We start from the raw sequence: 23534 nt of genomic DNA, 5'->3' as shown, positions 1-23534 counted from the left end.
CGGGAAGGGTTCCTGCAACAGGCCGGAACCATTCGATTTTCCAGTTTGACGTTGCCAGCTGCCGTGTCGCGGGCGGTTGAGACATCAAACCCGCCACAGGAGCCCGCGCCAAGGGCTCGCCCCCGACAAAGCGACATCTAGCGAGGACTGTTCAATGACCTACGGAAAGCTGTTCGAGGAAGGGCGCATCGGCGCTCTCCGCCTGAAGAACCGGGTGGTGATGCCCGCCATGGGAACCCACATGGCCAATGCCAGCGGCGAGATCAACGATCATGTGATCGAGTGGTATGCAGCCCGGGCGCGCGGCGGCGTCGGCCTGATCATCACCGAGGTGTTCGCCGTCGACGGTGTGGCCGGCCGCAGTGGCCCGTCCAATCCGCGCGCCGATTCCTTCGGTTTCACTGTCATGCTGCAACGGCTCATCGATGCGGTGCATGCCGAAGGCGCCCGGATCTTCGTGCAGCTGCAGCACCCCGGCTGCCAGACCACCAAGCACAACAACGATGGCAACGACCTGCTGTCGCCGAGCGGTGTCCGCTGCGGTATCCTCCCCGACACGCCGCGCGCGCTGGAGACCCGTGAGATTGCCCGGCTCGTAGGCGCCTTTGTCACCAGCGCCGTCAACTGCCAGATCGCCGGCGCCGACGGCATCGAGATCCATGGCGCGCACGGCTATCTGGTCAACCAGTTCCTGAGCCCGCACACCAACAAGCGGACCGACGACTATGGCGGCACCTTCGAGAAGCGCATGCGCTTTCTCGACGAGATCGTTGCGGGGATCAGGGCAGCTTGCGGCCCGGTCTTCCCGATCATCGTTCGCCTGAGTGTCGAGGAGTTCGTCGCCGACGGCATCACCCTGGAGGAAGGCGTGCGGATGGCCCGCCATCTCGAGGACCGGGGTGTCGACGTGCTCAATATTTCGAGCGGCATCTACGAGACCATGGGCACGATCATCGAGCCGATATCGTCCGAGCAGGCTTGGCGCGTGCATATGGCCGCGGCGGTCAAGGCCGTGGTCAAGGTGCCGGTGATCGCCGTCGGCGTCATCCGCGAGCCGGCGGTGGCCGAAGCCGTTCTCGAGAAAGGGCAGGCCGATCTCATTGCCATCGGGCGTGGCCTCATCGCCGATCCCGACTGGTGCCGCAAGGCGGAGGAGGGGCGCGAGAGCGAGATCCGCCGCTGCATCGGCTGCCTGACCTGCTTCGGCGAAATCATCTCGGGCCGGCGCATCACCTGCGCCCTCAATGCCGAGGCGGGCTATGAGCACCAGTATGGTGACGTTGCCCGCGACGGCATCGGTCGCAAGGCCGTGGTGGTCGGCGGTGGTCCGGGAGGCATGGAAGCGGCGCGCGTGCTGGCGGAACGCGGCTTCCGCGTCGTGCTGTTCGAAAAGCGGGCGGCCGTGGGCGGACAGCTGCTGTTCGGCAGCCAGCCGCTCGGCAAGGGCAAGATCATGTGGTTCGTCGAATACCTTGTCGCCGAGCTCAAGCGCCTTGGCGTCGAGCTGCGCGTCAACGCCGAGGCTGACCTGGAGACCATTCGCAAGGAAGCCCCCGACGCGCTGATCGTCGCCACGGGCGGCGATCCGATCGTGCCGAGGATTCCCGGCGTCGATCTCGACCATGTCCATACGGCCGAAAGCGTGCTGGCCGGACAGGTGGTGCTTTCGGGCGAAAGGATCGTCGTGGTCGGCGGTGGTCTGACCGGCTGCGAAACCGCCGCCTGGCTTGCCAGCAAGGGCAATGAGGTCAGCGTCGTCGAGATGCGCGACGATCTGTGCATCGGCGTCATGCCGATCAATCGCTTCGATGTGCTGGGCGAACTGGAGCGGCAGCATGTCGCCATCCGCACGGGCCAGAGCCTGGCCGGCATCGGCAAGGGGACGGTGACGCTGAAGGCCGCCGCCACCGGCGAAGTCGAGGAGGTGACCGCCACGGCCGTAGTGCTGGCGCTCGGCGTGCGCCCGTCCGCCGGTCTGTTTGCGGCGATCGCGAAGCACTTCCCCAAGGCGAAACTGGTCGGTGACGCCGTCGCCGCGCGCCGGATCGCCGAAGCGGTGGGCGAAGGCCATCGCGCCGCCCGCCGGGTCTGACGCCGGCAAGCATTGATGACGGGGTTTGTCCCGCCGGTCAGGTTGATGCACCTGACCGGCGGGCGGCTAAAGCCCGTAGACCAGATGCGCCAGCTGCCCACGCTGGTGAACTTCGATCAGTCGAAGCTTGCCGGTGTGTGTGCTGCCGGGGAAGAGGCGGATGCCGGAGCCGAGGAGGTCGGGCGTCAGGAACAGGTCGAGCCGGTCGATGGCGCCGGCGTCCAGGAATGCCTGCTGCAGGCCGCCGCCCCCGACGATCCAGACATCCTGCGGCACCTGCCGGCACACGGCGATCAGTGCGTCGATGTCGCCGGTCCAGATCGTGGTACGCGGCGAGGGATTGTCGACCGGGCGGCTGGTGACCAGAAGCGTGTCCTGATCGGCATAGGGCCAATCGGGCAGGGCGCGGCAGAAGTCCCAGGTGTGGCGGCCCATGACGATCGTGCGGATATCCTTGATGAAGGCGGGATAGCCGCTGTCTTCCAGCGCATAGGCATCAAGGAAGGCGAGCGAATGGTCGGCGGCAGCGATGAAGCCGTCGAGCGAGGAGGCGATGAAGCCGCGGATCATGGAGACCTCCGGAAGGGGCAGACGGCCAACCTATCGCACCTCACTGCCAGCACCTGTCAGCGGCGCGCGGGCGTCTTGTCGCGGAGGCCTATCCCTGCCGCGGCGATCGATCCACGGCAGGGGGGCGCATCAGGTTTCCGGCAGGATCACCGTGACATTGGCCGCCTCGAAGGCGTCGAGCAGCTCTTGCGGCGGCGCCTTGTCGGTGACCAGCAGATCGATGTCGGCGAGGTCGCAGACCTTCACCAGCGCCGAGCGCATGAACTTGGTGTGGTCGGTGACGATGATGCGGTTGCTGCCCCGGCGAAGCACTTCGCGGGCAAACTCGGCTTCCGCCAGATCATAGTCGGTCATGCCCGTATCGGGGTCGATGCCGCCGATGGTGATGATGGCGTGGCGGACCTTGAAATTGCGGATGAAATCAGTTGCCGAGGGGCCGAAGGCCGCGCCATTGTCGCCGCGGAGCTGGCCGCCGGCCATGAAGACCGTGTTGCCATTGACCGTCGACAGGGTCCGGGCGATGTCGGCCGAGTTGGTCACGACGGTCAGGTCGCGCTTGTCCAGGAGAGCGCGAGCGATGAAGCTTGTGGTGGTGCCGGTGTCCATCATCAAGCTGTCGCCGTCGGAGATGAGACGCGCCATGCGCTGGGCGATGGCCCGCTTCTCCTCGGCCATCTCGCGCATGCGGCGGTCGAAGGGCTCTTCGCCAAGCCGGTCGGGGAGGCTGATCGCCCCGTGCATCTTGACCAGCAGGCCCTGCAGCGCCAACGGCTGCACGTCACGTCGGATAGTCTCCAGACTGACTTCGAGGCGTGCAGCCAAGCTTGAGATTGTCACAGTTCCTTCGTCTCGCAGAATACGCAAGATGTCGGAATGCCGCTTGGATGGCTTCAAATGCCGGTCGACATCGTCCGTGTCGTGTATGTCGGACATTGTTGACATGCTCCTTGTCTTGAACGCGTCGACAGTTCTTGCTTGATCGCTCTACACATGTTCATTTTTCACAATGAAAAAGAAGACGGTCGTATCAAAGAGATCTCATCGCATTCGTTCAGTGTATTCGAAGTTCGATCTGGCCGGATAGTTGGCGCGGTACATCGCGTGCATCCAGCTCCGTCGTTCAGTTCTGGGTTATCCATTTGAAAATCGCAATGTGTTTTCCATAAAACCCACTGCTACGTTTTCGTAACGCGGCGGCACAATAGACATTTCACTGGAATCTAAAAGCCAAAAAACAAATCGTCCGCCCACGGGACGGGATCCGGGGCGGACGATCGACCGGCTGTAGCGGAAAATGTACAGCCGGAAGGCGGGCTCCGAGGCGTGGGGACGCGCCCAGAGCACCGATTCTGCGTGGCCTGATCGCACCCCGTCGCACCGCCCGTCTGGGGCTCTGCGGCAGGCTTGTCGACAGTCACGGTCGAGCTTCGGTCAGGCGCGGGCTGTTAGCCGCGATGGACGGGCAGCTTGTGGGCATGCCAGGCGGAAATGCCGCCGGCCATATGGGTGTCGGCGGGCAGGCCCTTGGACTGGCAATAGGAAACCGCCTGACCCGAACGTCCACCGCCAAGGCAATAGAAGACGATCGGCTTTTCCGTCGGCAGTTCGGCAAAGCGGGCCGGCAGCTGGGACAGCGGAACGTGAATGGCGCCCTTGATGTAGCCTTGGTCCCACTCATGCTGTTCGCGGACGTCGACCAGCTGGATCTCGCCGGCGGCGAGCTTCTGGGAAACCTGGTCCGGGCTGAGGGTCTTGATGGGGGATCGACCGAAAGAAAACATCGCAACACTCCGATTGTCCGGTTTGCGGACAGTGACGCGTTTGTGCCTTACGGCATTACATTTGTCAATTATAATCTACTAATATAAATATAGCCCGCCAAGCTGGCGGGACGCAATTGGCGGGTGGGCGACTGCAGCGGAAGGAAGAGGTGAAGCAAGGAGTGGCGGGGAACAAGGCGTCCGCCCGGCTGGACCGGATGCCATGCGATCCGGCGATCGATCAGACCTCGGCGCTGTCCTTGGCATCCGGGCTGCAGTAGAGATCATAAAGCAGCGAGATCAGCTTGCGGGCATTCTCGGAGGCAAGGCGATAATAAATGGTCTGCGCCTCGCGACGGGTTGCGACAATGCCGAGATCGCGCAGGCGCGCCAGATGCTGCGACAGCGCCGACTGGCCGAGCCCGACGGAATCGGCGAGTGCGCCGACCGACATCTCGCGATCCACAAGCCGGCAAAGCACCATCAGTCGCTTGGTCTGGCCGAGGGCCGACAACAGTCGGGCAGCCTCGTCCGCGCGCGATTCCATCTGATCAATGGGGTTGGCAAACTCGTCACAAGTGGAGGGGCCAAGTTGCGGCTGCATCAAGAAAACCCAGTCTGCTACACAAATTCATTATATACGTATATACGAAAATTTCGTCCTTTGCACCAGGATATTTCCGGAGCCTGGTCGCGCACGACTATTTATTGATGACTCACTCAGGTTTGCCTTGGGTGCCAGGATTTTTCAAGTGACTTTGCTTGCAACGGCTGCCGCCATGCCTTGTACCCGGTGAATGCGCCAATGGCAAGTTGAGACAAGCCGAAGTCGACTCAAGAGAGGTCAGGAGACTCTCGGTTGTTGTTTTCAAGGTGCAACGTCCCGCGAGACCAGAGCAGTGAAGCATGCACGAGGTGTAGCAGGATAACAGTCGATCGCAGAAGTACTCTTGTGTTCCGGGCCGATGCTGGTGTCGAAGAAGGAGGTGCTGTGCCAAGCCGAAGTTTGTATTTCAACCTCTGCTCTCGCAGTGCATTTAACTACGCAACATTTCGTATATCAGCCGTCATTGCGACTTTTGGCTTCAGAATCAGGGATATTAGCGAAATATTAGACTGCGTTTCCTATCTTGGCTGTCCTTGGATCCTACAATTTTCAGGCGCGCCAGCATCAAGTACAAGGCGCTTGCACGCAAGCACCGTGCAATCAGGACAATCAGGCTCCAAAGGGAGTGCCCCGGGCGCCACGGCGCGCCCGCTGAGGGAGCGGCATGAGGCATGGCTGGTTCGGATTTGTCCCCGGGAAAGAGCAAGGGCACGAAGCTGCGGCTTGGGAAGCCGTCGCTGCAGGTCGTCGTCCTGATCATTGTCGGCGCCATGCTGCTGACCATGCAATTTGCTGCCGAGTTCGTGGAAGCGCTGCAACAGCGCAACGATATTGAATCGCTATCCTCCAAGCGTGCCTATGCCGCCATCGACATGCTGACCGCCTTGCAGACCGAGGCCATGGTCAACCGTGTCGACCTTGGCGCCGACGATCCGGCCATCCAGACGCTGAACGGCGCCATGGCGCGGATGTCGGCCAGCAACAACGGCATCAGGATCTGGGTCGTGATGGGCCCGAAGGTGAAGGCGTACCAGCGCGAAAATCATCACAGCCTGATCAAGAACGAAGTCGACGATGTCGACCGCTCGGCCATTGCGAGCGGCGAGACGGTGAAGGAAATCAAGGACGGCGTCCTGCGCATCAGCGTGCCGATCGTGCTGGGACGCGGGCCGGCAGCGGATGTGCGCTGCTCCGGTTGCCATACGGCCCAGATGGGCATTGAGAATGGCGAGCTGATCGGCCTCTACAGCGTCGCCGTCGACATGTCGTCCGAATACGCCATGTGGCAGGCGCGTTTCTGGCGCATGCTGGAACTGGCGCTGATGTCGTCGCTGATCACGCTGGTGATCACCGTCTGGATGCTCCGCCGCATGGTGGTGAGCCCGCTGGAAAAGCTGACGGCAATCACCCGACGGCTCGCCCGTGAAGAAGAAGTGGCTGTGCCAACCAGCGGGGCCACCGTCGCCGAGATCGGCGAACTGTCGGATGCCATGGTGGTGTTCCGCAACAATCTGGAGCGCAAGCGCGAACTGGAAGCGCAAAACGCGTTGGCGGTGCTGAAGCTCGAACACGCGACCGAAAGTCTGGATACGGCCTTGCGGACCATGACGCAGGGCCTGTGCATGTTCGACAAGGACCACAATCTGGTCCTGCTCAACGAGCGCTTTCTCGAGATCTTCGGCTTGCCGGAGACGGCTGTGAACCGCCGAACGACCTTTTCGGGCCTGTGCCATCTCATCGGCTTCGACAACCCCGACGGCAAACAATACAAAAGCGCCGAAGACTGTGCCAGCATCGCCACCCGGCATCTTCAGGCGTTGACCTCAAGCGACGAGCCGGTGATCTTCGAAGAACAGTTCGGCGAGCGCATCCTGGCGATCACCCATGCGGGGACGGGGGAGGGCGGCTGGGTCACCACGATCGAGGACATTTCGGTTCGCCGCCAGCACGAAGCGCGCATCGCCTACCTGGCTCGATACGACACGCTGACGGGCTTGCCGAACCGTGTCCTCTTCCATGACCATTTGCAGATGGAAACCGAATGGGCGCGCCGCAACGGCGTCCGCGTCGGGGCGATCGGCATTGACATCAACCAGTTCAAGGAAATCAACGACCAGCGCGGCCATGCGGTGGGCGACGCCGTGCTGAATGAAATCGGGCGGCGTCTGTCAGCCGTCCTCGGCGAGGGTGAGTTCGTCGCGCGCATCGGTGCCGACGAGTTCTCGGCAACCAAGCGCTTTGTCGGCGACACCGAACTCGGCGAGTTCCTGACACGCATCGAAAGGTGCTTTGCCGCGATCATCCATTATGGCGATTCCGAAGTGCAGGTGTCCGGCAGCATCGGTGTTGCGATCTTCCCCGAAGACGCCACGGACCCCGAGCAGCTGGTCAACAATGCCGACCTCGCCATGTACCGGGCCAAGCGGTCGGTCAATCAGAGCATCTGCTTCTATGAAGCGACCATGGACGAAGCTGCGCGCGAGCGCCGCGCCCTGGCGCATGACCTGTGGGAGGCGCTGGCCAAGGACCAGTTCCACATGACCTACCAGGTCCAGAAGCTGGTGCAGACCCAGGAAACAACGGGCTACGAGGCCCTGCTGCGCTGGACCCATCCGCAGCGCGGGCCCATTTCGCCGGAGATCTTCATTCCCGTCGCCGAGGAATGCGGCGCGATCATCCAGATCGGCCAATGGGTCCTGCGGCGCGCCTGCCTCGATGCCATGTCCTGGAACGGCAAATACAGGGTGGCCGTGAACCTCTCGCCGGTGCAGATGGCCAATGACGACGTGGTGGCCTTCGTGCGGCAGGTGCTCTACGAGACGGGGCTGCCGCCGAGCCGGCTGGAACTGGAAATCACAGAAAGCACCATCATCGACGACAAGCTCCACGCCCTACACGTGCTGCGCCAGCTGAAGGCGCTGGGCGTGACGGTGGCGCTCGACGACTTCGGGACGGGCTACTCTTCGCTCGATACGCTGAACTCCTTCCCCTTCGACAAGATCAAGATCGACCGGTCCTTCCTGATGGCCGCAGACCACAAGCCGGAATCACGGGCGATCGTGAAGGCGGTGCTTGCGCTCGGACGCAGCCTGTCGGTTCCGGTGCTGGCGGAAGGGGTGGAGACCGAGAGCCAGCTGCGCCTGCTGCAGCAGGAAGGCTGCCTGGAGGCGCAGGGCTTCTATTTCGGCCGGCCGATGGTCGGCGTGGAGGGATCAGCGCCGGCGCAGATGCAGATCGGCCGGGGCTGATCGGGCCGGTCAGAGCGCCACGGGCGCCTGGATCTTGGCCAATTCCCTGAGGCTGGCCTCGTCGACCGCATCGAGCGCGTCGAGGAAGGCGACGGCAAACGAGCCCGGGCGCTTGGCGGTGCGTTCGGCGATCTCACCGGCGACGGCAAAGTGCACATGCGCGGCGATGAGGCCGGTGAGCGGATCGGGCGCGATGCCGGCATAGGCGGCCGACAGTGCACCAAGGGCGCAGCCGGTGGCGGTGACGCGCGGCATCAGGGCACTTCCGCCACCGACGCGGATCAGGACCTTGTCCTTGCCCACATGGCCGACCACGTGATCGATGGCACCGGAAGCCGAGACGGCGGTGGCGTGAGCCAGAAGATCGACCGCCGCCCCGACGGCGTCGGCCGGATCGGCCGAGCTGTCGACGCCACGCGCGCCGCCGCCGAGACCCGCAAGACCGATCACCTCGGACGCGTTGCCGCGGATGATGGCCGGGCGGAAGGCGAGCAGCTCCGCCGCAATGCCGCCGCGCCAGGGCAGGCCGCCGGCGGCGATCGGATCGAGCACCCAGGGGCGCCCGGCCTTCTGCGCAGCTTCGGCGGCCAGGCGCATGGACTGGACTTGCGCGGCGGTGGGCGTACCGAGGTTCAGCACCACGCCATGGGCGATGGTGGCAAACAGGCCGGCTTCCTCGGGATTGTCCACCATGGCCGGCGACGCGCCCGCGGCGAGCAGCACGTTGGCCATGAAGTTGGTCGACACCGTGTTGGTGATCGCCTGAACCAGCGGATGAACCTCACGCAGTTTGGCGTGGGCGGCAACGACATCGTCGATCGTGGGGGCGTGATGGGCGGCAGTCATGCTTGCGTCCGTGAGTTGGAAAAGACGGTTCATATAGACGTCAAGCCGACAAAAGGCGATGTGTACATTCCACTACAGGGACCGATTTGGCGCCGGGTCCAATCGATAAAATTGGCCTGATCGCGCAAAGGCTCGGTCAAGGCGACGGGTGTAGGATCGGCAGCGTACCAATGGGCAATCGCCCGTGAGGAGACCTTGCATGCTGTCCGCGCTAAGGGCCGCTCTGAGCGGCATCAACGCCGCAACGACACGCCTTGATGCCGCCGCGGCCAATATCGCCAACGCGTCGGATACCGGCAGGGTTCCCGATGCCAACGGAGCGTCCTCCGTCTATCGCCCGCTCGACGTCTCGCAAAGCGAAGCCCCCGGCGGTGGCACGGTCGCGACCGTCAGCCAGCGGTCGCCCGGCTACAGTCTGCAGTATCAGCCCAACGCCCCCGATGCCGATGCACGGGGCATGGTGGCCGCGCCAGACGTCAGCATGGAGCAGGAAGTCTCCAACGTCATGATGGCGCGCGTCAGTTACGCAGCCAACGTGAAGACCATGAAGGCCGCGAGCGACATGCAGAAATCGCTGATGGACACGCTCTTCTGACGGTCAGCGCGGCGCTGCGGCGCAGGATTGGCGAACCATCAGTTCCGATTGCAGGCGCACGCGTCGCTCGGCGACCGGCTTGCCCTCCAGAATGCTGATCAGCATCTCCGCCGCCAATGCCCCCTGGCGTACCGCATCATTGCGGATCGTGGTCAGCGCCGGGCTGAGCCAGGCGGCAAAGGGCAGGTCGTCATGGCCGACCACGGAAAGATCTTCCGGAACGCGCCGGCCCAAGGCCCTGGCCGCGGAGATGACACCGATGGCGATGGTATCGTTGCCGGCGAAGATGGCGGTGATATCCGGCCGGCGGGTCAGCAGGGCGCGCGTGGCGGCATGCCCGCTCTCGGCGCTGAAGTTGGCATGCTCGACGGCGCTGTCGGCGAGATCGAGGCCGCGGGCGACAAGCCCGCGACGGAGCGCTTCCTTGCGCCCCTCGACGGCAACGAAGCCGGGCGGGGCGAAAGCCACCATGCCCACGTTGCGATGGCCAAGATCCGCAAGGAGATCCACCGCCTGCCGGGTGCTGGCGGAGGCCGAGTAGTTGATCGACGCTTCCTCGGGATGGCGCAGCGTGCCCACAAGAACGATCGGAAACTTGTTTTCGATCAGCCGCTTGAGTGCCTCGTCGTCCTGCCGGGGGTTGAGCAGGATCAGTCCGTCGATGCGACGCGATTCGACCAGATGGTCGTAGGTGCCGGCGCCGGGGCCGCTGGCGAGGCTCTCGAGGAGAACGTGGAAGCCGTGCCGCTGGTTCACCTCGCCGATGCCGTGCAGCACTTGCGGCACGAAGGCATCGACCGACAGGATGTCCTTGTTGGAGATGACCAGGCCGATGGTCTCGCTGTTGCCGCTGACCAGCATGCGGGCCGCCGAGTTGGGCTTGTAGCCGAGATCGGCCGCCGCCTGCAGCACGCGCTCGCGCGTTTCGGGACTGAAGGTGGCCGCATCCGAGCGATTGAGCACGAGCGACACTGTGGTCCGTGAAACACCGGCGCGGCGGGCGACGTCATGACTGGTTACGCGCTTGGACATTTAGTGAGATCGGCCTCGACATGTGGGTTTCAACTCATCCCGATTTTCTGGCGCTTGACAATAACGCAAATACCCAGGATATCCTAGATAACACGTGTTAGTGACGGTGGAGGCCGTAATGTCACGTGTCAGTGTGGCCGATGGAGCGCGCTTCGTCCGGCCATTCTGGGGCTGCCGCCGGCCGGGTCGGCCCCGTGGAGGATACGGCCGGAAGACGAATTTCAGCTGCGGACCACATCGTCGCGACACAAGGATCGCCTATGTCGTGATCGGGCCCTCAGGACCATAACCTTTCTCCGGTCAACCGCCTGCCGGCTACGGGAGCCGCACCGGTTGTCAGGAGGTTCTACCGCTCCGACCAATGGATCTCGAACCCATGCGTGCTTCTCCCAAGATTGCCTTCATCGGCGCAGGTTCCACCGTTTTCATGAAGAACATCATCGGCGACGTTCTTCACCGCCCGGCCTTCAAGGACGCGACCATCGCCCTGATGGACATCAACCCGGAACGTCTGGCCGAAAGCGAGATCGTTGCCGGCAAGCTGGTGCGCGCCCTCGGCGCCTCCGCCAAGGTTGAGGCCCATACCGACCAGCGCAAGGCGCTGACCGGCGCCAACTTCGTCGTCGTCGCCTTCCAGATCGGCGGCTACGAGCCCTGCACGGTCACCGACTTCGAGGTGCCAAAGCAGTTCGGCCTGCGCCAGACCATTGCCGACACGCTCGGCATCGGCGGCGTCATGCGCGGCCTGCGCACCGTGCCGCATCTGTGGAAGATCTGCGCCGACATGATGGAGGTCTGCCCGGACGCCATCCTGATGCAATACGTCAACCCGATGGCCATCAATACCTGGGCGATCGCCGAGAAGTTTCCGAAGATCCGCCAGGTCGGCCTCTGCCACTCGGTGCAGGGCACGGCCTACGAGCTGGCGCGCGATCTCGACATCCCCGTCTCGAAGATCCGCTATCGCGCGGCCGGCATCAACCACATGGCCTTCTACCTGAAGTTCGAGGAACGGATGGACGATGGCAGCTACCGCAATCTCTATCCCGACCTGCTGGCCGGCTATCGCGAAGGCCGCTTCCCCAAGCCCAGCCACTGGAACCCGCGCTGCCCCAACAAGGTGCGCTACGAGATGCTGACGCGCCTCGGTTATTTCGTCACCGAAAGCTCCGAGCATTTCGCCGAATATACGCCCTGGTTCATCAAGGAAGGCCGCGACGACCTGATCGAGAAGTTCGGCATTCCGCTCGACGAATATCCCAAGCGCTGCGTGGAGCAGATCGCCCGCTGGAAGGAAGAGTCCAAGGCGCTGACCGGCGACGACACCCTTGAGGTGAAGGAGAGCCACGAATATGCCTCGTCCATCATGAACTCGGTGTGGACGGGCGAGCCCTCGGTGATCTACGGCAACGTGCGCAATAACGGCTGCATCACCTCGCTGCCGGCCAACTGCGCCGCCGAAGTTCCCTGCCTTGTCGATGAAAGCGGCATCCAGCCGACCTATGTCGGGGCTCTGCCGCCGCAGCTGACGGCGCTGATGCGCACCAACATCAACGTGCAGGAACTTACCGTGGCGGCGCTCGTCGAGGAAAAGCGCGAGCACATCTACCACGCTGCCATGCTGGACCCGCACACCGGCGCCGAACTGGACCTCGATCAGATCTGGTCGCTGGTCGACAAGCTGCTGGTCGCACACCGCGAGTGGCTGCCCGAATGGGCGCGCTGACAGGAAAAGCAAGAGGCCGGCGACGGTGTCGCCGGCCTGAGGACAAGGCGGCCTGACAGCCGCAATCAATCGGAGGCGCCCGGTGGAAAAGTCCGCCGGGCGTTTTTCATCAGGCGGCCGCAACGGCCTGCAGGAAGCGCTCGATCTCGGTTTCGAGCTGGTCCTTGACCGAGGTCACGGCACCGGCGGCTTCCAGCACCTGATTGGCCGTCGCACGGGTCTGCGCCACCGAGGCCTGCAGCTTGCCGATGTTCTCGGTGACCATGTGCGTTTCGCTGGCGGTGCTTTCGACCGACGTGCCGATCTCGTCGGTGGCCGCGCCCTGTTCCTCGATCGCCGCGGCCATGGCGGCCGAGTGGCCGTTGACCTCTTCCATGGTGGAGGAAATGCGCGAGATTTCGCCGACCGCCTCGCGCGTCGCCTGCTGGATGGCGTCGATGTGACGGCCGATCTCGCCGGTGGCCTTCGAAGTCTGGTCTGCGAGCTGCTTCACCTCGGCGGCCACAACCGCAAAGCCCTTGCCGGCCTCGCCGGCGCGAGCGGCCTCGATGGTGGCATTGAGCGCGAGCAGGTTGGTCTGCTCGGCGACCGACTGAATCAGCGTCACCACCTCGCCGATGCGACCGGCGGCCTTGGCAAGCTCACCCACCTTGACGTTGCTGGTGCGTGCGCCCTCGGTGGCCGTGCCGATGATCGACGACGTGCGAGCCACCTGGGTGCTGATCTCGTTGATCGACGAGCCAAGCTCCTCGGCGGCGGAGGCGACGGTCTGCACGTTGCCCGACGCGCGCTGTGCGGCTTCGTAGACAAGACCGGCGCGGTCGCTGGTTTCGGCGGCGGCGGCATTGAGCTCGGTCGCCACCTGGTCGAGCGCGACGGTGGCCGTGCTGACATGCTGCATGGCCGAGGCGGACGAGCGGCGGAAGGAGTCGATCAGCTGTTCGATGGCCGTCTGCCGGGCCAGTTGCGCCTTCTCATGCGCGTCACGGGTGCCCTCAAGCGCCTGCCGGTGAATGGCATTTTCGCGGAAGATGTTGACGGCGCGGGCCATCTCGCCGATCTCGTCCTTGCGGGAGAGGCCGTCGATGTCGATGTTGGTGTCGCCTTCAGCAAGGTCGCGCATGCGGCGCGTCATGCCGATGATGGGGCGAGCCAGCGACAGCGACAGATAGGTGGACAGCACGAGGGCGATGGCGAGCGCCACCAGCGAGGCCAGCATCATGGCGTTGCGCGCGGCGGTGGCGTTGGCCGTCAGTGTCGCCTCGGGAATGGTCTCCACCAGCAGCCAGGTCTCCTTGAGGCCGGGGAAGGTGACGGAGGTTGCGCGCATCCACTGCGAGACGCCGTCGTCGTCGGTGAACACCACGGGGTCGCCGTTGGCATTGGCGAGCGCTTCCTTTGCAAGGGCGCCATCGGCCGGCTTGCCGATCAGCGACGGATCGGGATTGGCGACCCAGAGATTGTCGGTGCCGATGAGGCGCACCGAACCGGTTTCGAACGGCTTCAGCGACGACACATGCGCCGAAATCTCGGTGAGCGGCATGTCCGCCGTGACGATGCCGATCGGCTTGGCATCGCGCCGCACCACCATGGACAAGGTGGCCATCAGCGTGTCCTTGCCGTCGATCGGATAGATGTATGGCGGAGTCAGCAGGTTGCGGTTCTCCCGCAGCGGCTTGTCATACCAGCCCTCGGTGCCGGCCTCCTTGGTCATCACCAGCTTCTCGACCGCTACGCTGCCATCGGCCTTGTGGTAGAAGTAGGGGACAAAGCGGCCGGTTTCGTCGGAGAAGGCATGCGTCTTGTAGTCCGCATCATGGCCATCGATGGCATTGGGATCGAAGGCAACGGTCATGCCGATCAGCTGCGGGTTGGCGCGGACGACGGACGTGGCGTAGTTGCCGATCTCGTCGCGGTCGACCTTGTTGTCGGCCACCATGCCCTCGATGCCGCTGGCGCTGGTTTCCGCCACCGACAGGGCGGTGTTGACGCGCGTGGTGATGTCGAGACTGTAGGTCGACAGAAGCGTGGTGGCACTGTTTTCCGCGGCAGCGCGCTCGTTGGTCATCATCATCGATGATCCGAGAATGGTGACACCGCCCAGCGCGACTGCAAAGAGCGCACCGGTGCCTGCGATAAGCTTGGTGCGCAGCGACAGATCATTGATCTTCATGAGACCTCACAAGTGATCGGTGAACCCTGTGTGCTGCAAAGCGTTCGCGGAGGTTTGCCGAACTGGATTGCAGGCAGGCTTCGAAGACGGCGAAATGTCAGGATTGCCGAGACCCAAAAGAGGGTGGAAACGGCAAACTGCCACGTCTGATCACATTGTAGGATTGGCATTAGTTAACAGCGGATGACAGTTTTTGGTGTACGTGAAAATACTTTCGTGTTTGGCAACCGCAGGATACTGCATCACAATTGTATATATTTAAAAGGAGATATATATGATTGTTTCGTTGCTCTTATTAATAATTTCAACGCGCGATTTGAGGCGCAATCCTCCGCTCACTCGAGGACGGAAGCCAACGTCCTGCTCCGCCTGAGATCCACCGCGCGCGTGACCGCGAGCGTTGCGACATAGAGGCCAAGCGCGGCCACCGTGATCATCGCCGAATGCTGCTGGCACTGGGCGTCCTCGATCAGGTCGGCGGCGACGCGCGAGCCTGCGGCGAGCTGCAGCAGCGCGACAGGCCCATAGAGCCAGGCGGTGTAGCGGACCGGCACCCTTGCCACCGCCGGCAGCACGATCGGCGCATGGGCCATCACCATTGAAAGAATAAAGCCGAGAGCGATGGCGTGCAGGGCCGCGTCATGGCCGAAGGTGGTTTCCGCTGGGGGCAGGGTGATCAGCAGCCCGGCCGCGGCGATGAGCCAGCCATAGCCGAGCAGCAGGCAGATGGCAGCAAAGCGTGGAAGCCCCGTTTCACGAACGGTGACCAGGGCAACGTCCCGGCGCAGGAACCAGATGGCGGACGCGGCGAGGGCGAGGCCGAAAGTCACCGAACCGTTCCATGGCTCGCCCGCCATGAGCGCCAGCGCGAGCACGGTGAGGATGGCACCGAGGGTTTGGAGCGCCGCGCGCGAATGAAAGCGCAGGCGGGATAACTCGAGCCGTTCGGCAAAGATGGTGAGGATCAGAAAGCCGAACCAGTCATAGGCCACGTCGCGCGGTTCATGGCCCGCGAGCCACAGGACGCAGCCGGCAACCCACAGAAGCGCGCCGGCGCTCATCACGACGAGGAAGGGCTCGCGGACCCTGACGGCGGCGATCAGCGTGAGGGCAAGCAGCCCAACGGAGGCCAGAAGATAGGCTGCGGCTGCCATCTCCACGGTGCCGACGAACAGCAGGATGGTGCCGACAACGCCGAACATCGGCACACCAAGCGCCAGCAGCCGGCCGTCGGCCACGGCGCGTTCCAGGGAAATCAGGGTGCCGAAGAAGCCGCAGACCATCAGGACGCCATGCATGTCGGCGATCGTCATGGGCACGTCGACGAGGGCAAAGCGCGCCAGTCCGCCCGCAAGGCCGCAGACCAGCGCGAAAGCCGATGCAAGCAAGAGGGCGATGCCGGGAGCGAGGCGCAGGGTCATGATTCACCTCCAGCCGATCAGACGGGCCGCACGATCCAGCAGGCTGTCGCCGCTGGGCGGCGGCGGCGCAAAGCGGTCGCGGACGGCTTCGACCGCCAGCTCCGGATGCCAGCGCGCATTGCGGTCCAGCGTCACCGCCACTTCATGGCCAGGGCCGACCGCCCCTTCGATGGCCGCCCGCGCCATCTCGAACATCAAGGCCGCCATCGGGCAGGTGGGCGTGGTCATCATCAGACGCACGGCGATGGACTTGCCATCGACCGCCACCTCGTCGACCAGCCCGAGATCGACGATGTTGACCCCAAGTTCCGGATCATCAATCGACCGCAAGGCCTGCCACACCCTGTCGACCACCGCGCTCTCGCCCATGACCTTGACCCTCCATTGGCTCGGCAAGGATGCCGAAGCGACCCAGGTTCGAGAGGCACTATGAGGCGAGAGAGCGTGCGGAACGTTGTGGGGGCACAAGTTCGCGGGGGATTGGGGGGGAAGAGGAGGTCGGGGGCTCTTTCCAGTCTGGCCGGTTACTCCATCAACTGAAAAGAGCCGATGCAGCCACCTTCCTACGGCGCGCCCCTCCCGGCGGCAGTCGCCCCTCCCGTCTGTACGGAGATCACTCCACTGACATTGAGAGCGCCTGGCTCTCAACATCAGTGGATCGCCAAACCGGAGCACCGGCCGATCATGTTGGAAGAACAGATCGGAGGGGGCTCAAGCTGTTGAATCCGGAGCGATTTCTTGTCGATCAGGCGGCTCCTCCTGACCGGAAAGCGCTCTAGAACCGATAGGCTAGGCCCAGCATCGCGAACGGCTGGATGTCGTCTTTGACGATCGGGCTGTCTTTGGCGTCGCCCATCAGCAAACCAGCGCCGGCGGCGCCTGTCACGGACCAGTTTTCGTTGACCATGTAGGTAACGGAGACCTTCAAGTCGGTACGCTTCAAGCCACCCTTCGCGTCATATTCCGCAAGGCCTGATCTCCCTGACTGGATGGCGTTCACCCCGTAGTAGGCCGCCATGTATTTGTCATCCGCCATGGTGGCGGAAACGTCAGCCGAAAAGATGAACTGCTCATATCGATGCGACGCGGCGGCACCGAGCGTGCCCGTGAGGCCGTCGCTGCCGCCGATCGTCTTGTCAACCTCGGCGTAAACCTTGAATGGACCGCTTTCATAACTGACCACGCCCCCGAGGATTCCGCCGGCGTCGATATCGCCGAGCCCCTTGAGATAGTCGGAATCGCCCTCCTGCCGCCCGATGTCATACCCACCCTTCAGCCCGACCCGCAGCCCGCCATCCTGGTAGAGATCAAGCCTGAGACCCGTCGGGTCGAGGAACACGCGCTCGCCAAAGGAGGCGGATACGAGGGGAAAGGGCATGACCTTGAACTTGTCGGATCCCTCGTACTCGGGGAGCATCAGGGCGGCAGCACCGACAACGACATTCCAGTCGTGCAACAGCGCAAAGGCCCGGTCGATCCGGCCGGGTTGGACCTGGTCCATCGAGGTGTCCGTCACCACTGCTGCATCCATGTTCTCGCCAAGAGAGGCGGCATGAACAACCGTCGGGCTCGACAGCACAGTGGCGGCCAAGGCGACAAACCGCAGTCGTCCACTTCTGGTCATTCGGGACGTGCAGGTTTCCTGACGAAGTACATAAGAACGCATGGGCATGTCCTAAATATCGGTTTCGACTAGGCTGCACCAATGACATTCTGAAATTGCCATATCAATGAATTATAAGTACCTGAAAAGTACTTTCTGGAATGATCTGTCTATATTCATTTGTCGCCCACATCTAGCTTTATGGAGAAGCCAAAGACAGCACGGACTTGGTAGTTGCTCCTGCCACGAGACACGTCTCGCCAACTGTCCGCTGGTTCCCGTTCGTCTTGTTGACGTCGTCACATCGGCATCATGCCGGGACGCGTGAGTACGAAGGAAAGGAGGCTCCGTCGGGTTGCCGGGTAGAAGGACTCTCGGTGCGCCGGCACCCGCCTGTACACACGACAGGTGGCAATGGTTTGCATCTAGGGGTGAAGTTATGGCTTCGCGACCTGGAAGCTGTGCGCTGCTGCCCCGGAAGTGATTCCAGTTTGAACACGAGGCCAAATCCAAGCATGTCGCAAAATTACCAACAGCAGAACAACTTCAACAGCAGCGGCAAAGACCATATGTATCCAGGCTTCACCCACCAAGTTGAACAGTGTGTAGGGAATGTAGACTATTGCCGCGATGATGTTGGTCCTGCGACACACGCTCGCTGGCAGAATGAGGGAGAATGGAATCATCAGAGCTGGAACTGTCACGGAGATCATGGAGATCAAAAGGAAAGCTTGACTGATTTCAAACTCAAACACCTTTCCGGACAGTATGTCGTTTAATGAAGATGGCATGTACAGGTGGAAGTAGTCGACATAGATATACATAAACATAAAACAGGTCCATAGGGACGCAAGTTTAAGTCTTGTGTCGATATTTGCTTTTTCCTTCTGGTTTTCGTTGGCATCAAACGTATTCATTTTCACTCTCTTGCATTCTATAATTCAACGATCGCGTCGCACTGGTCGATGGCCATGTCTGCTTCCCAAGCCAAGACTGGCCAGTCGCAGATGCCGGACAAAGGCAACACGACAGCTGGATGCACTTGTGAACGTCCTGGGCGCGCGCGTCATTGCGCCTGGCCACTGGCTTGAAGAAGCATGTCAGGCTGGAGTGTTGCTCGAGTTTAGGGGCATGCGCTCAGCGCCACTTCGAGTACACCGGTCGTCTGCCGCCCGTGAATAGTGCCCGGAGTCCCAAATGATGCCTGTGCGCCGAAGGATACATCGTACGAAGAGCCACCTTTGCCCGGTTCGATTTTGAACATCCAGTCCAAACGACGTTAGCCTGATTGCAATGAAACGTCATGATCAGGAGGCGCACTGGTACGCTGCCCTTTGTCTGCCTGTGCCTCAAGACGATTGACCGCGCATGCAAGCAACTCCCCGATTTGGCGACGCCACCTCGGTGAGCGGCATGTTCGATCGTCCGGCGCCCGAATGGCCCTTGCTGTGCAGTCTCGTCACTTAACGCCAGAGCAGGATAATGCGGCTGACGAGGTGCCAGCGCCCAAACCTACCGGTCCGCCTGGCCTGCGGCATTTCCATGCCTCGCGGTGCATCAGTCGAGGCCCATGGTGATCCAGATCTTTCCTTGTAGTCCGTTCCGGAGAGGCTCGGGCACATTCGTCAACTGCGATCAGGATGGACGAATCTGGCCATTTGTTACCTGCAAGTGATCCCTCGGAGTTGCTTGCCGAAGCCGAGGCACTGTTGCTCCGTCCGGTGCCCAGCGCGACTGGATCGCAACAAGAGGGCAGCGTAGCGTCACGCAGTCAGGCCGGGAACAATGAAAAAGGATTGGCTGGGGTGGCAGGACACCCAGATTTGAACATTTAAGGTATTGAACATATTGATATTCATGTAGTTTTCGGCCTAGGAGTTGTGGTCAGTGCGTTGTGGTCAGCGTTGTGGTCAGGTGATTTCATGGGTTGGACAGGTGATAAAAGATACCTCACTCAGCCGCGTAGAGACGGCACTTGGTATGCCGTTGTTGAGGTTCCGCGCGGGCTGAGAGACGCACTCGGCAAGAGGCGCTTGTTGCGGTCGCTCAAGACAACGGACCTGTCTGCTGCCCAAGCCGCGCGCTGGAAGGTGGTGGCAGAGCTTCGCGAGGAAATGGACGCACTCGCAGCTCCAAAGAAGCATGAGGATGAGCGGCAAGCCCTCATAAGTGAGGCGCTGGAGGTTCGGCAGGAGCTTCGGGAAGCCCACACTCGGAGCCGCGTGGAAATGATTGAAGAGGGGCTTGGTGCGCGCATCGACCGGCTTCGGGATCGTTCGCCTGACGACGCTGCCGTTTACGCAGACATCGTTGCGGGAAAGGCCGATCCACTCGACACGCATCTGGAACGCTACCTGACCACGCGGCGGGCGGCAAAGGACTTTGCTCAGCGCAGTGAAGCGGATTGCCGGACGGCCATGGCTGATCTGACTGCCTGGATGAAGGAAGCCCGACGCCCTCTAACCGTCCAAGCGGTCACAAGCCGGACGGCTGGAGAGTTCAGGGACCTCGGAATGGTGGCGAAGGGCATCAACCCGCGCACCATAAACAAGAAGCTCAGCCTCCTTTCGGTCTTCTGGAAGTGGATGTCCAAGGTTGGTATCCTCGACCACGATGCGCCCAACCCATGGAGCGGGAAGCAACTGCCGCGAGTCCGCGATTGGCGTGACAGTCAGGACGTTGACGAGAACGGTCAGAGCAGGGGAAGCAAGCCGAGGCCTTACACCGATCAGGAAGTTGCGAAGCTGGTACATGGACCGGCCACACGGGACTTGAAGGACCTCATGTGGATTGCAGCCCTGTCCGGAATGCGCCTGGAGGAAATAGGACAGCTCCGGGTGAGAGACTGTGTGGATGGTCTATTCGACATCCGGAGAGCCAAGACCAAGGCGGGCGTCCGCAAGGTTCCAATCCATGCGGCGCTTGCCGATATCATTCGGGATCGGACCACCAGCGCCAAGACTGGAGAGAGCCTTCCGCCTGACGCTTTCATATTTCCTGACTTTCCTGAAAGCGGTTGGGATGGCGCGAGGACGATGGCCATATCCAAGCGCTTCGCTACCTATCGGCGACGCCTTGGTGTCGACGACAAGCCCGACCCGAATGCCAGACGCTCACGTGTCGACTTCCATTCCTTCCGTCGCTGGTTCTCGCGAAAGTGCGAGGAGGCTGGACAGCATGAGAGCGTCGTTGCTCGTGTTATGGGGCATTCGGACGGCTTGTCGATTACGTTCGGCCTTTACTCCCAAGCGCAGCCGCTTGAGATCATGCGCACCTGTGTCGAGAGCGTGAAGCTGCCGCCGCCGAATGCTGGCAAGAAAGCAGTTTGAGTGTTCGACTGTGATGAAGTTGTAGCCCATGCGAGCTAGAGCGCAACCAACTCGGCCAACTTGGCAGCCACTTCCGACATAGAGTCCTCTGTGGTGCTCAAGCCACTTCGCGACCCGAGCAACGGGCTAACATCTCGGAGAGCTTCGTAGGTCGTGTTGTGCACGATGGGAACAAGCAAGTCACGTGCTAGTAACGCTGATAGTTCTTTGTCCGCCACACCTTCTGCTTGAACCCGACGGAGCAGTGCGGGGGTTACAAGTACAATTCCTACGCGCGAGTTCACAAGTCCTTTGTCGATCTCACGCAGTAAAGAAGTGCCAAGGGGCACATCCTTCTCACTAAACCAGACGGAGACACCGCGCGAAATAAGTAGATCATGCAGCTCCTTGGCGATGCCTTTTCTGTCATCCCAGGCATGGCAAAGAAATATATCGCGAAGATCTGGGAGCAAGGCTCGCTTTTCAAAATTTTCGCGGATAGGTGTCAGCGTTCGTACTTCAGCTGGTGTATAAACGACTGAAGATCCAGCTCTCGACCACCTAGGGCGTGTACTGCCAGCAGACGCGCCGCCCCTACTCCCAACGCCTCCACCACTGTATGACGGAGAGTATGTTGGGTAAGAAGACGGCGCAAAGGATGAGCTTCCACCATATCCGCGAAAGCGTCCGCCGCCACATTTGGGGCAGGCCGCTTCAGCGCTCGCTGATCGATGTCCCTGAACCGGCGCTGTGCATCTGGCCATGTGAAGAGTTCCTCGTTCTTAAATATTAGTTAACGTTACTATATAGTGGGAAATGATGTCTATAGATGTGTTCTTTTGATTGCATATGATTTTATACGCACCATAACTTATGGTTGATAATTTTTACGTGAAGTTGTGTCTACGGAGTGGGTGGTATATCTCCTCGCCGCCGTTCCTTCTCGGCCCGCTCGTACTGCTCGGCCCATGCAATGGCGGCGCGTGCCGGGTTCGTGAAGTCGGGCAGGGCAGGAGCGAAGGCGGACTTGGCGGCTTCCTCAAGCTCCATCCAGCGGTCGACGATGCGCGAGCGGAGGACCACCGAGTAGCCGGACACGAGGATCATGGTTTCGCGCTTGGGGAGGTTGAAGCAGGGTACTTCACGCTCCCCACCGTTTGGCTGAGTGACTTTGGATGTGCCCCCAAAACTGGGGAGACGTCCTTCGCCGTAAAGTTCGACGAGCATGGACCGGATGTCGCGCATGACGTTGTCGTGGCGCTTCCCTGTCAGCTCGGCAATCTCCAGGCTGGACATGGTGAGGGCGGCGCCGTACGCGACCGTTGAGAGCGTGGCGGCGGTGGTGGGGGTGGTGGTGGAGGGGGACCACTGTTGCGGAGATAGGTCACTCCTTAGCATCCATACGCCATCCAGATGTCGACCTACCGCCGACTCTTGTCAGTAGGCAACGGCTTCGAACTCACTTATGTTCTCTTTGTGTTCTATTGGAGCCAATCGATGTCCGATGACAAGGAATTCATGCCCGCCAGCAGAGACGACCTCATGTTCACGCTGATGTACGGCCTAAGCCATCGCGGAAAAAAGCGCGTCCATTTTGGGGATGACCTGATGGCGAGATTAACTGCCGAAAACCTGATCGAGAACCTGGAGCAAGCCGGGTTTGTCGTCATGAGGAAACCACCGGCGCCCGGTCACAGCAACCCAATGCACAACTGGCCTTCGAAGACGCCATGACCTGCCTCTCCGCCTTCTCTTCCGCTTCCACGGCGGCGATGCGCAGCACCGTTTCAGCCTGGGCGGCAAGCCGTTCCTTCTCGGCCCGCTCGTACTGCTCAGCCCATGCAATGGCCGCACGCGCCGGGTTCGTGAAGTCGGGCAGGGCGGGGACGGTGGGCGCGGCTTCCAGCGCTTCCAAGCGCTTGATGGCCTCATTGAACGCGGCGATGTAGGCCAGCTTGAACTTGAGCGCCTTCGGCCCGGTGAAGCCCATGGCGAGCAGCGTGAAGCCGTCGCGGTCCATTTCGAAAGCGCGGTCGCGGCGGATGCCGAAGCCGACTTTGACGGGAAGCTCAATGGCCCGAAAATTCGGGGCAATGGAAATGTCCATCTTGAGGATGTCAGTGATGGCCTCAAGGACGTGGTCGTGGCGCTTCCCGAAGAACTCCGCGACGTCCTTGCTTGTGGCAAACACGCGGTTGCCTTCGACGTGGATGATGGGGGTTGAGCGTGAGATGGGGGTGAAAGCGTTCATTTGCGGTAGACCTCTTTGTTGTTGAAGTTGACGATCAGAGCGTTGGCGGCGAAATCGCGCATGATCTCGGCCTGATAACGGGAGATCACTTCGTGGGCGGCCTCGGCGGCCAGGGCGTCGATGTGGGGCCGGCGCCCGCTCGGATTGGTGCGTTCGACCGTCTGAGCAAATTTGCTCAGTCAGATATCCAGCGTGTCCAGCACGACGTGGCCATGGCGAAAGCGCGATCGTAGGGGATGCCGAAGCCGACTTCGGCGGTAATCTCAATTCCCTCAAAATTGAGGGCAATGGATGCATCCGCA

Annotated in this window: 19 protein-coding genes; 5 read left to right on the top strand and 14 right to left on the bottom strand. The window is 61.9% G+C overall.

The features are described 5' to 3' along the window. Window positions 1-154 precede the first annotated feature (154 nt). Window positions 155-2092, top strand: a complete 1938-nt coding sequence (locus L2I41_RS17330; protein WP_237154836.1) for an oxidoreductase — start codon at window positions 155-157, stop codon at window positions 2090-2092. Window positions 2093-2158: 66 nt separating this feature from the next. On the opposite strand, the gene L2I41_RS17325 is transcribed toward L2I41_RS17330, so the two are convergent. The 4 genes from L2I41_RS17325 to L2I41_RS17310 form a co-directional block, all read right to left on the bottom strand. Then, a complete protein-coding gene (locus L2I41_RS17325; RefSeq protein ID WP_237154835.1) occupies window positions 2159-2662 on the bottom strand; it encodes a dihydrofolate reductase family protein in 504 nt (167 codons plus the stop codon). Window positions 2663-2791: 129 nt separating this feature from the next. After that, window positions 2792-3556: a DeoR/GlpR family DNA-binding transcription regulator gene (locus L2I41_RS17320; protein WP_237154841.1), complete on the bottom strand. Its 765-nt coding sequence runs from the start codon at window positions 3554-3556 to the stop codon at window positions 2792-2794. A gap of 551 nt (window positions 3557-4107) precedes the next feature. Beyond that, window positions 4108-4443 (bottom strand): rhodanese-like domain-containing protein, encoded by a 336-nt coding sequence (locus tag L2I41_RS17315; RefSeq protein ID WP_237154834.1) that lies wholly within the window; start codon window positions 4441-4443, stop codon window positions 4108-4110. Between the two features lie 220 nt (window positions 4444-4663). Then, the gene (locus L2I41_RS17310; RefSeq protein WP_237154833.1) at window positions 4664-5026 is read right to left on the bottom strand and encodes an ArsR/SmtB family transcription factor; all 363 of its coding nucleotides are present in this window, start codon (window positions 5024-5026) and stop codon (window positions 4664-4666) included. Between the two features lie 674 nt (window positions 5027-5700). On the opposite strand from L2I41_RS17310, the gene L2I41_RS17305 reads away from it, so the two are divergent. Beyond that, a complete protein-coding gene (locus L2I41_RS17305; RefSeq protein WP_237154832.1) occupies window positions 5701-8277 on the top strand; it encodes an EAL domain-containing protein in 2577 nt (858 codons plus the stop codon). A gap of 9 nt (window positions 8278-8286) precedes the next feature. Here the strand turns inward: L2I41_RS17305 and thiM are convergent, their stop codons facing one another. Next, window positions 8287-9123 carry a hydroxyethylthiazole kinase gene (gene thiM, locus L2I41_RS17300; RefSeq protein ID WP_237154831.1) on the bottom strand — a complete coding sequence of 279 codons (837 nt, stop codon included), beginning with the start codon at window positions 9121-9123 and terminating at the stop codon, window positions 8287-8289. Between the two features lie 199 nt (window positions 9124-9322). Here thiM and L2I41_RS17295 point away from each other — a divergent pair, with 199 nt between their 5' ends. Next, complete coding sequence (locus tag L2I41_RS17295; protein ID WP_237154830.1) at window positions 9323-9718, top strand: flagellar basal body rod protein FlgC; 396 nt, start codon at window positions 9323-9325, stop codon at window positions 9716-9718. 3 nt (window positions 9719-9721) lie between these two features. Here the strand turns inward: L2I41_RS17295 and L2I41_RS17290 are convergent, their stop codons facing one another. Further along, window positions 9722-10750, bottom strand: a complete 1029-nt coding sequence (locus L2I41_RS17290; protein WP_237154829.1) for a LacI family DNA-binding transcriptional regulator — start codon at window positions 10748-10750, stop codon at window positions 9722-9724. Window positions 10751-11126: 376 nt separating this feature from the next. Between L2I41_RS17290 and L2I41_RS17285 the strand changes: the two genes are divergently transcribed. Further along, window positions 11127-12476: an alpha-glucosidase/alpha-galactosidase gene (locus tag L2I41_RS17285; protein WP_237154828.1), complete on the top strand. Its 1350-nt coding sequence runs from the start codon at window positions 11127-11129 to the stop codon at window positions 12474-12476. A gap of 109 nt (window positions 12477-12585) precedes the next feature. On the opposite strand, the gene L2I41_RS17280 is transcribed toward L2I41_RS17285, so the two are convergent. From L2I41_RS17280 to L2I41_RS17260, 5 genes are all read right to left on the bottom strand, one after another. Then, on the bottom strand, window positions 12586-14649 hold the full coding sequence (locus L2I41_RS17280) for a methyl-accepting chemotaxis protein (RefSeq protein ID WP_237154827.1): 2064 nt from the start codon (window positions 14647-14649) through the stop codon (window positions 12586-12588). A 335-nt stretch (window positions 14650-14984) separates the two neighbouring features. Beyond that, a complete protein-coding gene (locus tag L2I41_RS17275) occupies window positions 14985-16070 on the bottom strand; it encodes a DUF8744 domain-containing protein (RefSeq protein WP_237154826.1) in 1086 nt (361 codons plus the stop codon). 3 nt (window positions 16071-16073) lie between these two features. Beyond that, window positions 16074-16439, bottom strand: coding sequence for a metal-sulfur cluster assembly factor (locus L2I41_RS17270; protein WP_237154825.1), 366 nt, complete (start codon window positions 16437-16439; stop codon window positions 16074-16076). 406 nt (window positions 16440-16845) lie between these two features. Further along, window positions 16846-17736: a MipA/OmpV family protein gene (locus L2I41_RS17265; RefSeq protein ID WP_237154824.1), complete on the bottom strand. Its 891-nt coding sequence runs from the start codon at window positions 17734-17736 to the stop codon at window positions 16846-16848. A 374-nt stretch (window positions 17737-18110) separates the two neighbouring features. Then, entirely contained in the window at window positions 18111-18590 is a 480-nt protein-coding gene (locus L2I41_RS17260; protein WP_237154823.1) for a DUF6326 family protein, read from the bottom strand. Window positions 18591-19595: 1005 nt separating this feature from the next. Here L2I41_RS17260 and L2I41_RS17255 point away from each other — a divergent pair. After that, on the top strand, window positions 19596-21002 hold the full coding sequence (locus tag L2I41_RS17255) for a DUF6538 domain-containing protein (protein ID WP_313791146.1): 1407 nt from the start codon (window positions 19596-19598) through the stop codon (window positions 21000-21002). A 35-nt stretch (window positions 21003-21037) separates the two neighbouring features. Here L2I41_RS17255 and L2I41_RS17250 read toward each other — a convergent pair whose 3' ends face one another. The 3 genes from L2I41_RS17250 to L2I41_RS17240 form a co-directional block, all read right to left on the bottom strand. Further along, window positions 21038-21745 carry a toll/interleukin-1 receptor domain-containing protein gene (locus tag L2I41_RS17250; RefSeq protein WP_237154821.1) on the bottom strand — a complete coding sequence of 236 codons (708 nt, stop codon included), beginning with the start codon at window positions 21743-21745 and terminating at the stop codon, window positions 21038-21040. A 139-nt stretch (window positions 21746-21884) separates the two neighbouring features. After that, window positions 21885-22277: a Rha family transcriptional regulator gene (locus L2I41_RS17245; protein WP_237154820.1), complete on the bottom strand. Its 393-nt coding sequence runs from the start codon at window positions 22275-22277 to the stop codon at window positions 21885-21887. A gap of 370 nt (window positions 22278-22647) precedes the next feature. After that, window positions 22648-23232 (bottom strand): Rha family transcriptional regulator, encoded by a 585-nt coding sequence (locus tag L2I41_RS17240; protein ID WP_237154819.1) that lies wholly within the window; start codon window positions 23230-23232, stop codon window positions 22648-22650. Window positions 23233-23534 lie beyond the last annotated feature (302 nt).

Origin of the sequence: Oryzibacter oryziterrae, from assembly GCF_021864535.1 — a bacterium.
In the GTDB taxonomy this organism is placed as follows: Bacteria; Pseudomonadota; Alphaproteobacteria; order Rhizobiales; family Pleomorphomonadaceae; genus Pleomorphomonas; species Pleomorphomonas oryziterrae.
The sequence above is the reverse complement of the archived record's forward strand: the minus strand, read 5'-3'. Positions and strand labels throughout refer to the sequence as shown.

Bases quoted from the DNA above. Each gene is read 5' to 3' on its own strand.
- L2I41_RS17330 (WP_237154836.1), top strand. From the start codon at position 155: ATGACCTACGGAAAGCTGTTCGAGGAAGGGCGCATCGGCGCTCTCCGC.
- L2I41_RS17325 (WP_237154835.1), bottom strand. From the start codon at position 2,662: ATGATCCGCGGCTTCATCGCCTCCTCGCTCGACGGCTTCATCGCTGCC.
- L2I41_RS17315 (WP_237154834.1), bottom strand. From the start codon at position 4,443: ATGTTTTCTTTCGGTCGATCCCCCATCAAGACCCTCAGCCCGGACCAG.
- L2I41_RS17310 (WP_237154833.1), bottom strand. From the start codon at position 5,026: ATGCAGCCGCAACTTGGCCCCTCCACTTGTGACGAGTTTGCCAACCCC.
- L2I41_RS17305 (WP_237154832.1), top strand. From the start codon at position 5,701: ATGGCTGGTTCGGATTTGTCCCCGGGAAAGAGCAAGGGCACGAAGCTG.
- thiM (WP_237154831.1), bottom strand. From the start codon at position 9,123: ATGACTGCCGCCCATCACGCCCCCACGATCGACGATGTCGTTGCCGCC.
- L2I41_RS17295 (WP_237154830.1), top strand. From the start codon at position 9,323: ATGCTGTCCGCGCTAAGGGCCGCTCTGAGCGGCATCAACGCCGCAACG.
- L2I41_RS17290 (WP_237154829.1), bottom strand. From the start codon at position 10,750: ATGTCCAAGCGCGTAACCAGTCATGACGTCGCCCGCCGCGCCGGTGTT.
- L2I41_RS17285 (WP_237154828.1), top strand. From the start codon at position 11,127: ATGCGTGCTTCTCCCAAGATTGCCTTCATCGGCGCAGGTTCCACCGTT.
- L2I41_RS17280 (WP_237154827.1), bottom strand. From the start codon at position 14,649: ATGAAGATCAATGATCTGTCGCTGCGCACCAAGCTTATCGCAGGCACC.
- L2I41_RS17275 (WP_237154826.1), bottom strand. From the start codon at position 16,070: ATGACCCTGCGCCTCGCTCCCGGCATCGCCCTCTTGCTTGCATCGGCT.
- L2I41_RS17270 (WP_237154825.1), bottom strand. From the start codon at position 16,439: ATGGGCGAGAGCGCGGTGGTCGACAGGGTGTGGCAGGCCTTGCGGTCG.
- L2I41_RS17265 (WP_237154824.1), bottom strand. From the start codon at position 17,736: ATGCGTTCTTATGTACTTCGTCAGGAAACCTGCACGTCCCGAATGACC.
- L2I41_RS17260 (WP_237154823.1), bottom strand. From the start codon at position 18,590: ATGAATACGTTTGATGCCAACGAAAACCAGAAGGAAAAAGCAAATATC.
- L2I41_RS17255 (WP_313791146.1), top strand. From the start codon at position 19,596: ATGGGTTGGACAGGTGATAAAAGATACCTCACTCAGCCGCGTAGAGAC.
- L2I41_RS17250 (WP_237154821.1), bottom strand. From the start codon at position 21,745: ATGGCCAGATGCACAGCGCCGGTTCAGGGACATCGATCAGCGAGCGCT.
- L2I41_RS17245 (WP_237154820.1), bottom strand. From the start codon at position 22,277: ATGTCCAGCCTGGAGATTGCCGAGCTGACAGGGAAGCGCCACGACAAC.
- L2I41_RS17240 (WP_237154819.1), bottom strand. From the start codon at position 23,232: ATGAACGCTTTCACCCCCATCTCACGCTCAACCCCCATCATCCACGTC.